Genomic DNA, 10,927 nt, shown 5'->3' with positions numbered 1-10,927 from the left:
AAAAAAGGCTATCTATCCCAGACAGCCAATCTTTTTTGTTAACCTTAAATCTAATACTATGAAAAACACATTGCAAATGTACGAACTTCTGTGAAGTTAGCAAATAAAACAAGGAAAAACGCATGTTTTATAACATTGATTAAATATTTGATTCTTCAATTCTATATTTATTAAGTTTTTCGGTGCTCTGAATGCTATATTCCCAATATTTATCACATAATTTCAGATAACTGGCTTCAGCGCTTTTGCCACCTAAGGAAATGGCATACATCTTTGTCTGTCTGGCTTTTGCCCGCTCTATGCTTTTGGCTAACATATTATCGACAGGATGCATTTCAAAGTCGGACACTGTGATGATGTCTGCTTCCATATATCCTTCTTTGCTGATTTTTCGCAAAGCATGAGTGATAACGGGTCCCATATCCGTGCCACCATGAAAAGACTGGCTCAGGAAATCAACAAGACGGTCGAAGCTACTTCCCAAATCGGTGATTTCAATACATTCAATATCATCCGAGAAAAGGATGATATAGCATTTCCGATGTTGTACTTCCGTCAGTTCGGCGATGGCGAGCAAGGTTGACTTCGCGATTCTTTCCCGTTCTCCCGCCATAGAACCGGAAGTGTCCAGGCAGACGATGAAAGGGCCTTCAGCTTCTTCGGAGACTTCATTTCCTGCCGTTTTCTTGTCATTGATAGCTTGCTTTTCGTGCGATTGGTAATCGATGACTTGAAGCCGTTTCTCTATAAAACGTTCGAAGAATACGGTTTGCAGGCTTTTTTCTGCCAGGTAGCAATATTCGAGAGGGAGAAGGCTGTTCAAATCGTTTCCTTCACTGATGCCTGTAATATCACTGCGTGTGGCATGGGACACGATTTGCTCCCGATGAATGCCCGCAGTCATTTTGAAACGTTTCCGGCTGCTTTGATGCTTCTTTCCCAATATCTCCACCAATTCGCGGATTGCAGGATTCCGTTTGATGGTTTCTTCGTATTCCAGGATTTGTTCCGCTATCTGTTTGTGGTTGCGGAGCAGCCAGACGAGGCGTGAACCGCCGCGCACTGGAAGATGTTTGGAGAGTGACAGTTGAAGACGGTAAAAGTCATCACAGAGCTGTTCGATATGCTCCATTTGGTAGTTGAACTCGTTGTTTGAGAGCAACGTATGCCATTTGTCGAAAAAGAGAGCACGCAGAGCTTTCCATTCCTTGGAACGCGGGCTGATAACGGCAAAACGTTGGAGATAATATTTCACGTTCAGGTCTACCAGGTGATATTTCATGGAAAAGGGATAAGCGCTGTTCTTCAGAAATTGGAGAAACTTGGCATCGGACGCTTCATCCATTTCGTAGAAATATTCCCATTGCGATGCATAACGGGAATAGAAATCCTGCAAAGAGGGTTGTGTATGGCGAAAATACTGATGAATATCCGCATCCAGTTCTTCGGGGCGGATAATCAAATTGTGCAGTTGTTCGTCATACACGTCGTAGGCTGTCCTCTGCAATTTCTCGTAGTAGATGTCTTGCAGGTGTTTGAGCCTAATACTCTCTGTTCTCTTGTTCATGGGCATGGGCGATGATGCGAAGCTCGTTCCGGTAGTTTTCGATGATATGTGCAGTCTCTCCTAAAATCCGTTTTATCTTGCTTTTCTGCGACGGACTTAGGAAAAGATGTTCTTTCGTATATGCAGTCTCCCGTTCTGAAATCGTCTTATATTCCACTTCCAGCTGATGGAGCAGGTCGATGACTTCCTGCAAGGTGAATTCGAACGGAGTACTGTCATCTTGCTGTGCCGGCAGAGGGGTACAATTATCGTAGCATAATAGCGGATACTCTTGGTTGTTGACAAAAACAGAGCGCCTTCCTTTTCGGAGAGAATAAATGTTTTTTTGTGCAACGTTCCTGTTTTTTACGAAGTCGTAGGCTTTCAGGATTTTGTTGACAGGGCGAAACTTGTCTTGCTGGATATAGAATAGCCGGTTGCTGTCTTTTTTCAGAGATTGGTAGTCCGAAGCAAATATGAGCAGGTTTCCGGCGATATGATATCCCTCGATGCGATGATAAAATGTATCTACCACCTGGATTCCCGGGTCACTGAGTTCCCGCAGGCTATGTTCGGATTTCATATTTTCTTTCAAGCTATCCAGTTTCTGTTCCAGCCTTTTTTCGCCTAACAGATAAGCATGGATACCCCGTGTTATGGATTGTTCTACCATTTCTTCGATAATGGGCAATTGGGCGACTTCGTCCCACAGGCAGGCACTCATCAAGAGACAATCGGAAAAGTGGATTCCCGCAGACTCGTTCAGATAGGCGGAAGTGCGGAGCAGGCCTACTATTTTCTTCCAGCGGCGGTCGGATATATAGATGGGCGGGGTATTTTCATCGCGTCCTGTGTTATACAGCTCTATTTCCCGTTTGATATTATGAATCAGTTCGAAGATTGTATAATGGATTCCTACTTTTTCACTTTCAGCTTGTATTTTAGAGTATAACTCATCGTTTATTTGGAGTTCCTCGGGAATTTCGGGTTCCATCTCTTTCGTGGAAGAAATCATCTGGTCGAAAGCATATTCCTGCTCGATGCATCCTACAAACTGGCGAACCAGGAAACGGTCGTACAATGCTTCCAGTCCCTCACCTTTGGCGGGTAGTTCGTTGGAAGCGGCAATCAAGGCTTTCAGAGGTACGCGCACCGTGAACTGTCCGTTGCGATATATTTTTTCATTGATAACCGTCAGGAGTGAATTCTGAATGGCAGGTCCGGCTTTCCATATTTCATCCAGGAAAACAATCGCAGCCGTGGGCAAATACCCTTTTGTGATGCGTTCGTATGTATCTTCGTCCTTCAACTTGGATATGGAAACAGGGCCGAATATTTCGTCGGGTGTACTGAAACGGGACATCAGATACTCGAAAGCGTCCGCATCCTTGAAAGCAAGCTTGAGCCTTCGAGCCACCAGACTCTTGGCTACCCCCGGGGGACCCAACAGAAAGATGCTCTCACCTGCCATAGCTGACAGCAGGGAAAGTGCGATGGTATGTTCCTTTTCAAATACTCCCTCGTTGAGAGCCTTTAGTAATTGGGTGATATGCGATTTGATAGACTTCATGCGACAGATGATTTTATGTGTTGTCAGTGGGGGACAAAGATACAAGAAATCCTTGAAATGAACTTCATAATTCCTTGAAACGAATTTTATCAGTTCCGGAAGCTTTAGGGGATTTCCTCTCGACAAGTAGGAATTTTCAGTTTTATGGGGAAATTTCATTCTATACTTTTGTCATATCGAAAGATAAATGATAGATAATAATAAATAACCATTAAAAATAAAAGAATATGAAAACGAACACATTCGGATACTTAGGCTTGGCTTTGATGGCCGTATTGATGATAAGCTTTACTTCTTGCGAAGTAGAAATTGACAGCTTTTATGATGATGACAATATTAGCGGAGGTTATTACAATCGTTCTGTCGATTTATGCAGCCGCACGTGGGCGAGTTCTTATTGGGATATAGATGGTAACTATTGCCGTCAGGAACTGGATTTCTTTTTAGATCGTACAGGAATTGATTATATACGGGTGAAGTATCCCAACGGATACGTAGAGGAATTTGAATATAAATTCCGTTGGAGCTGGGATAACTACGCACAGACCTCTATCCGTATGTCTTATGGACCGAATGATGTATCATATCTGGATGACGTATATATCGGTGGCAACAGGTTGAGCGGTTATCTGGACGGACGGAATAACTTTGTGGAATATCAGGGGAAAAGATAACAAAGAATATGTAATGGGACAATAGGTGAAAAGTCTGTAAATGTCAATATGCGGGTAAAAAGAGAAAGGATAATAAAGTAAAGACAGAAGTTTTACAAAGATTAAAAACAAAATAATAGGTAAGGCGGTAAAAGGGTTGCCAATAAGATTTCAGGATGTTAAGAATCAGACTATATATGGGGCGCGAAATGAAAGCTAAAAGTTTTGAATGGGACTAAATAGTTTTTATCTTTGCGCCCTATTAGTTTAAATATACATGGAGTGGTTATATAGTTTATTTCTCGAACATTCTGCTTTACAGGCTGTTGTGGTGCTTTCGCTGATTTCAGCAATAGGTCTGGGGCTGGGAAGAGTGCATTTCTGGGGAGTTTCCTTGGGAGTCACTTTTGTTTTTTTTGCGGGTATTCTTGCCGGGCATTTCGGGCTTTCGGTGGATGCGCAGATGTTGAATTATGCAGAAAGTTTTGGACTCGTCATATTTGTTTATTCCCTTGGGCTGCAAGTGGGACCCGGTTTCTTCAGCTCTTTCCGTAAAGGCGGAGTGACGTTGAACATGTTGGCGCTCGGAGTCGTTCTTTTAGGAACATTGCTGACGGTGGTAGTCAGTTATGCCACGGGTGTGTCCCTTCCCGATATGGTTGGTATCCTTTGTGGCGCAACGACCAACACTCCGGCATTAGGAGCTGCACAACAGACCTTGAAACAGATGGGAATGGAGAGCAGTACGCCTGCTTTGGGATGTGCGGTGGCTTATCCGATGGGAGTAGTCGGTGTAATTCTTGCCGTTTTATTAATTCGCAAAGTACTGGTTCGCAAAGAAGACTTGGAGATAAAAGAGAAAGATGATGCGAACAAAACTTATATTGCAGCGTTTCAAGTACACAATCCTGCTATTTTCAATAAGAGTATAAAGGATATTGCTCATATGAGTTACCCGAAGTTTGTCATCTCCCGTTTGTGGCGGGATGGGCATGTCAGTATCCCGACTTCCGATAAAGTATTGAAAGAAGGAGACCGCCTGCTGGTGATAACTGCTGAGAAAGATGCTTTAGCCTTGACCGTTCTTTTCGGGGAACAGGAAAATACGGATTGGAACAAAGAGGATATTGACTGGAACGCGATTGACAGCGAACTGGTTTCCCAGCGTATCGTCGTCACTCGTCCTGAGTTGAACGGAAAGAAGCTGGGCGCCCTCCGGTTGAGAAATCATTATGGGATTAATATCAGCCGAGTTTACCGTTCGGGGGTGCAACTGCTTGCCACTCCGGAATTGATACTTCAGTTGGGCGACCGCTTGACAGTAGTAGGAGAGAAGGCGGCCATTCAAAATGTGGAGAAAGTACTGGGTAATGCTGTCAAGAGTTTGAAAGAGCCTAATCTGGTGGTTATATTTATCGGTATCGTGTTGGGATTGGCATTGGGTGCCATTCCTTTTTCCATTCCGGGTGTCAGCACTCCCGTGAAGCTGGGATTGGCGGGTGGACCGATTATTGTCGGTATCCTTTTGGGTACGTTCGGACCGCGGATACACATGATTACCTATACTACTCGCAGCGCAAATCTGATGCTCCGTGCACTGGGACTTTCTATGTATCTCGCCTGTTTGGGGCTGGATGCCGGAGCACATTTCTTCGACACTGTATTCCGCCCGGAAGGCTTGTTATGGATTGCTTTGGGAGCCGGATTGACGATTGTCCCGACAGTCTTGGTAGGCTTTATAGCCTTCAAGATGATGAAGATAGATTTCGGTACGGTGTCCGGTATGTTGTGCGGAAGTATGGCGAATCCGATGGCGTTGAATTATGCAAATGATACAATCCCCGGTGACAATCCGTCCGTAGCTTATGCGACAGTATATCCGCTGTGTATGTTTCTGCGGGTGATTATCGCGCAAGTGTTGTTGATGTTCTTGTTAAATTGAAAATTGAGAATTAAAAATTGAGAAATAATAGACTTGTGTCATAAAAGTACTATATTTATCACGAATAACCGAATCGTATGATTCCAAACAAAGAACATTAAGAAGTAAAATAATTGGTAATTAGTAAATTGTAATAAAATAAAATGACTGCTCAAAGTAATATAACTCCTGAAAGTATTGTGAGCGACCTTCGCTATCTGCAACTGCTTTCCCGAAGTTTTCCTACGATTGCCGATGCAAGTACGGAAATAATCAACCTGGAAGCTATCTTGAATCTACCGAAGGGGACGGAGCATTTCCTGACAGATATACATGGTGAATACGAAGCCTTTCAACATGTGCTGAAAAATGCGTCGGGTGCGGTAAAACGTAAAGTGAATGAAATATTCGGTAATACTCTCCGTGAGTCGGAAAAGAAAGAAATCTGTACTCTGATTTACTATCCCGAAGAAAAGCTCCAACTCGTGAAAGCACGTGAAAAGGATTTGGATGACTGGTATCTGATAACGTTGAACCAACTGGTGAAAGTCTGCCAGAATGTATCGTCCAAGTACACCCGCTCCAAAGTGCGTAAATCCCTGCCTGCCGAATTTTCTTATATCATACAGGAACTGTTGCACGAATCTTCCATTGAACCGAATAAACATGCTTATATCAATGTGATTATCAGTACGATTATTACTACAAAGCGTGCGGATGATTTTATCATTGCCATGTGCAACTTGATTCAGCGTCTGACTATCGACTCTCTTCATATTGTAGGTGATATCTACGACCGTGGCCCGGGCGCTCACATTATTATGGATACTTTGTGCAATTATCATAACTTTGATATTCAATGGGGCAATCATGACATTCTTTGGATGGGTGCTGCTTCCGGCAATGACAGTTGTATTGCTAACGTTATCCGCATGTCTATGCGTTATGGCAATCTGGCAACACTTGAAGATGGTTACGGAATCAACTTGCTTCCCTTGGCTACCTTCGCCATGGATACTTATGCTGATGACCCTTGTTCCATCTTTATGCCGAAAATGAATTTTGCCGATGCTCATTATAATGAAAAGACTTTGCGCCTGATAACCCAGATGCACAAGGCTATCACTATTATCCAGTTTAAACTGGAAGCTGAGATTATCGACCGTCGTCCGGAGTTTGGGATGGCAAACCGCAAACTGCTGGAGAAGATAGATTTTGAGCGTGGCGTCTTTGTCTATGAAGGTCAAGAATATGTGCTTCGCGATACGAACTTTCCGACCATAGACCCTGCCGACCCTTATCGTTTGACGGATGAAGAGCGCGAACTGGTGGAGAAGATTCATTATTCGTTTATGAATAGTGAGAAACTGAAGAAGCATATGCGCTGTCTGTTTACATATGGCGGAATGTATCTGGTTTCCAATTCTAACCTTCTTTATCATGCTTCTGTGCCTTTGAATGAAGATGGCAGCTTCAGGCATGTCAGGATACGGGATAAGGAATACTGGGGGCGCAAATTGTTGGATAAGGCCGACCAATTGATTCGTACCGCATATTTTGATGAAGATGGGGAAGAGGACAAGGAATTTGCAATGGACTATATCTGGTATATGTGGTGCGGCCCGGAAGCTCCTTTGTTCGACAAGGATAAGATGGCTACTTTCGAACGTTATTTTGTGGACGACAAAGAGTTGCATAAAGAGAAGAAGGGGCATTATTATACGCTGCGTAACCGGGAAGATATATGTGACCAGATATTGGCCGAGTTCGGGGCTTTAGGTCCTCATTCGCATATTATCAATGGTCACGTACCTGTGAAAACGATTCAGGGAGAGCAACCTATGAAAGCCAATGGCAAGCTTTTCGTTATTGATGGCGGATTCTCAAAAGCTTATCAGCCGGAAACGGGAATTGCGGGATATACGCTTGTTTATCACTCTCATGGGATGCAGCTTGTGCAGCATGAACCGTTTCAGTCTCGTCAGAAAGCTATTGAAGAGGGCTTGGATATTAAATCGACTAACTTTGTTTTAGAGTTTAACTCCCAGCGGATGATGGTGAAGGATACCGATAAAGGGAAAGAGCTTGTGACGCAAATTCAGGATTTGAAGAAGTTGCTTGTAGCTTATCGTACGGGTTTGATTAAAGAAAAGGTGTAATAGATAAGTCATACATTATATAATAGATAAGCCCTGTAAGAACGATGAATTTGAAGTCTCATTCTTACAGGGCTATTCCTTTTTTTTCTAGTGAGCTTGTAGTTTATTATTTCTTTCTTTTAGAGATGAGACTAACTTAGAAAAGAATAATACCCGCTTCGATAATGGCTCCTTTATCGTAATTGCTTGATTTATTATAGAACCTGGTCAAACCATAACCACCTGTCGCGAAGACACCGAATCTCTTGGTGAACTGATATTCCAAATTAGCACGTGCCTGCAATGCGTACAGGCGTCTTGGAATTACTTCATCTTTATTGTCACAAGCTTCTATATGCTGGTATCCGAGGTCACTACTAATGGAGAGCCCTTTATAAATAGGAAGAGACAGCCCGGCACGATAGGACGCACTCATAGAAAACTTGTCATTCAGTCCTTGGTACATGGAACCCATTCCCAAAATCGTATAGAATAATTGGTTCTTGAAGCGTACACCTACATTGGCAGGAGTCGCATTACCGCCATATACCATCATCTGTATTCTTGTATTAGGATTCGCGTTGACCAATCCTAATTGAAGTCCTTTCATATCTTCCCTGTAATAGTTGACCAGACCAATCTGTAGTCCACGGGCTTTTGTAGCGTAATTGCACAATGCTATTTGCATGCCATTCAACTTTGTAGCCGTAATATTGGCAATGCCGGCTATTTGCAGACCATTCATGTTTTCGCCTGCCACATTCAAAAGTCCGGAAGTCATCATACCATTGAAACTCTGTCCTGTGATATTCGCTGCACCGGAAAAGTGGACACCTGAAGCCATATTCCCTGTCACATTCATAAAACCGCTTATCATTACTCCCGAGGTGTTGTCTCCACCAATACTGGTAAGTCCGGCAATGGTTACTCCTCGTGTACCGTCACCGGTTATATTAACCAGTCCGGCAGTGGAAAATCCTACCGTATTGTCTCCACTGATGTTGCTGATACCGGCTATTTGAACGCCTCGCATTGTTCCACCTGCCAAGTTTGCCAATCCTGTAATCTGAACACCGTTCATATCACCGTGGATTACGCTTCCCAATGCGTTGATTCCTATCCCATTCAGACGATTCATAGTAGACAACAGACCGATATTCACATAAGTAGTCTGCGTACTGTCATGCGGTTGCGTGCAAATATCTTTCCAAATGGAAATATTAATACCGGCACTCTTGTTCTGTGCCGGCAAACAAACGGCAGCCATTAGGATAGCCGCCGTGATTATTGTTTTCTTTATCTTCATTCTATATCTCTTTATCTTCGGTTTAAGTTATATTCTTCTATGCCATGTTTAGTAGCCTTAACCTTTAGCTTCCTGATACAAATACCGTTTGATGCTCTTCTTCGGTGTCTTTTCGAATTCCTCGGGATAAATTTTCATCTTGGAAACCTGGCTATATGCCGGCAGCATTGTATTCAGTGCCACCCGGTTTTCTTCCATTACCCGTTCGATGTCCTCATTCTTCAGACCGTGAGCGAAAGCGTCATCAAAATCAGGATAAACAAGACCGACGAGTTTTTCGTTCTGCTGAACGATGATACTTTCGGCTACGTACGGCATATTATTCAGTTTATCTTCGATTTCTTCAGGATAAATGTTCTGCCCACTTGCGCTGAGAAGCAGGTTTTTGCTGCGTCCCTTGATAGTTACATTGCCTTCGGCATCCATCAATGCGAGGTCGCCTGTGTGCAGCCAACCGTCTTTATCGATAACTTCTTGTGTAGCTTCCTCATTCTTGTAATATCCCAACATTACATTCGGACCTTTGCATACAATTTCTCCGACGATATTCTCCGGGTCGGAAGACAGAATCCGTACATCCATACGGGGGGCAGCCTTTCCGCAAGAACCCGGCTTGAATTTTGTCCAGTCTTCGTAGCAGATAATCGGGCCGCATTCCGTCATTCCATATCCTACCGTATAAGGGAAATCAATCATTTTCAAGAATTGTTCCACTTCCTGATTGAATGCAGCTCCCCCGATGATAATTTCTTTGAAGTTCCCACCGAATGCTTTTATCATCTCCTCGCGTACTGTTGCTTTGATTTTATCATTGATGATAGGTACTTTCAATAATATCTTCATAGCAGGAGTTTCAAGTTTTGGAAGTACGGTCTTTTTTATGATTTTTTCGATGATGAGCGGGACAGCCACAATCAAGCTGGGTTTAACTTCTTCAAATGCCTGGAAGATGATTTTCGGACTCGGCATGCGGGTCAGGAAGTAAATGTGGCATCCGACGGCAAACTCGTAAAGAAATTCGAAAGCCAATCCGTACATGTGCGCCATAGGAAGCATGGATACGATTTTATTTCCGGCTTCCAAATCCAACGCATCAAATGCAAATCTGGTATTCGACCACAAACTGCGGTAGGGGAGCATTACTCCTTTGGAATAACTGGTCGTGCCGGAAGTATAATTGATAACGGCTAATTCTTCGGGGGCGTCTTTATGATATGCGACATGTTCTTTTCGGAAGTTTTTTGGGTATTTCTTACCGAACATTTCATTCAGATGTTCGCGGGCGTAAGTCAGGCGTTCGCTGCGTGATACCAGCAGGCTGAAATCGTTCATCATCAGGATACCTTCCAATAGCGGCATTGCCGATTCGTTCAGGTTTTCCCATACCATGTCTCCTACAAGTAGCAATTTCGCTTCGGAGTGGTTGACGATGTTGTGCACATTGTCTGCTTTAAACTCATGGAGAATAGGCACGATAACCGCTCCGTATGTCAGCGTAGCCAAGAAAGTTACTCCCCAATGTGAACTGTTTCTTCCGCATACGGCAATCTTGTCTCCCTTGCGGATTCCACTTTCTTCAAAAATGATATGGAGTTTTTCGATTTTGCGAGCTACGTCTTTATACTGTAGGGTGGCACCCTTGTAATCGGTCAGGGCATCCAAGTCCCAATTATTCTTGATACTGTTTTCAATGTAAGCTATAAAACTTTGTTCCATTGTTTTTGCACATTTGGTATTAACAAGTACAAATATAACAATTAAATTAAGAATGAAGAACTACGAGTGAAGAATTT

Annotated in this window: 7 protein-coding genes; 3 read left to right on the top strand and 4 right to left on the bottom strand. The window is 43.3% G+C overall.

Annotated features, from left to right (window positions below; translation table 11 throughout):
- Positions 1-139: 139 nt before the first annotated feature.
- On the bottom strand, positions 140-1,567 hold the full coding sequence (locus NSB03_RS14695) for a VWA domain-containing protein (RefSeq protein WP_024987889.1): 1,428 nt from the start codon (positions 1,565-1,567) through the stop codon (positions 140-142).
- A complete protein-coding gene (locus NSB03_RS14690) occupies positions 1,542-3,116 on the bottom strand; it encodes an AAA family ATPase (RefSeq protein WP_024987888.1) in 1,575 nt (524 codons plus the stop codon). The genes NSB03_RS14695 and NSB03_RS14690 overlap by 26 nt, the downstream gene beginning before the upstream one ends.
- A 227-nt stretch (positions 3,117-3,343) precedes the next feature.
- Here NSB03_RS14690 and NSB03_RS14685 point away from each other — a divergent pair, with 227 nt between their 5' ends.
- The 3 genes from NSB03_RS14685 to NSB03_RS14675 all read left to right on the top strand — a co-directional run bounded on the left by NSB03_RS14685 (position 3,344) and on the right by NSB03_RS14675 (position 7,849).
- A complete protein-coding gene (locus tag NSB03_RS14685) occupies positions 3,344-3,790 on the top strand; it encodes a hypothetical protein (protein ID WP_024987887.1) in 447 nt (148 codons plus the stop codon).
- A gap of 256 nt (positions 3,791-4,046) precedes the next feature.
- Entirely contained in the window at positions 4,047-5,711 is a 1,665-nt protein-coding gene (locus NSB03_RS14680) for a putative transporter (RefSeq protein ID WP_121767394.1), read from the top strand.
- A 143-nt stretch (positions 5,712-5,854) separates the two neighbouring features.
- On the top strand, positions 5,855-7,849 hold the full coding sequence (locus NSB03_RS14675; RefSeq protein WP_242358341.1) for a fructose-1,6-bisphosphatase: 1,995 nt from the start codon (positions 5,855-5,857) through the stop codon (positions 7,847-7,849).
- Positions 7,850-7,985: 136 nt separating this feature from the next.
- Here the strand turns inward: NSB03_RS14675 and NSB03_RS14670 are convergent, their stop codons facing one another.
- Together NSB03_RS14670 and NSB03_RS14665 are read right to left on the bottom strand one after the other, a co-directional pair.
- Positions 7,986-9,134: an LA_2272 family surface repeat-containing protein gene (locus NSB03_RS14670; protein ID WP_024987886.1), complete on the bottom strand. Its 1,149-nt coding sequence runs from the start codon at positions 9,132-9,134 to the stop codon at positions 7,986-7,988.
- 57 nt (positions 9,135-9,191) lie between these two features.
- A complete protein-coding gene (locus tag NSB03_RS14665; protein WP_024987885.1) occupies positions 9,192-10,850 on the bottom strand; it encodes an AMP-binding protein in 1,659 nt (552 codons plus the stop codon).
- Positions 10,851-10,927: the final 77 nt, after the last annotated feature.

This window comes from Bacteroides acidifaciens, from assembly GCF_024623065.1.
Lineage (GTDB): Bacteria > Bacteroidota > Bacteroidia > Bacteroidales > Bacteroidaceae > Bacteroides > Bacteroides acidifaciens.
This window is presented reverse-complemented; position numbering and strand designations above follow the sequence as displayed.

Excerpts from the sequence above, each read along its gene's own strand:
- NSB03_RS14675 (WP_242358341.1), top strand. The coding sequence starts at position 5,855 with ATGACTGCTCAAAGTAATATAACTCCTGAAAGTATTGTGAGCGACCTT.
- NSB03_RS14695 (WP_024987889.1), bottom strand. The coding sequence starts at position 1,567 with ATGAACAAGAGAACAGAGAGTATTAGGCTCAAACACCTGCAAGACATC.
- NSB03_RS14690 (WP_024987888.1), bottom strand. The coding sequence starts at position 3,116 with ATGAAGTCTATCAAATCGCATATCACCCAATTACTAAAGGCTCTCAAC.
- NSB03_RS14685 (WP_024987887.1), top strand. The coding sequence starts at position 3,344 with ATGAAAACGAACACATTCGGATACTTAGGCTTGGCTTTGATGGCCGTA.
- NSB03_RS14665 (WP_024987885.1), bottom strand. The coding sequence starts at position 10,850 with ATGGAACAAAGTTTTATAGCTTACATTGAAAACAGTATCAAGAATAAT.
- NSB03_RS14670 (WP_024987886.1), bottom strand. The coding sequence starts at position 9,134 with ATGAAGATAAAGAAAACAATAATCACGGCGGCTATCCTAATGGCTGCC.
- NSB03_RS14680 (WP_121767394.1), top strand. The coding sequence starts at position 4,047 with ATGGAGTGGTTATATAGTTTATTTCTCGAACATTCTGCTTTACAGGCT.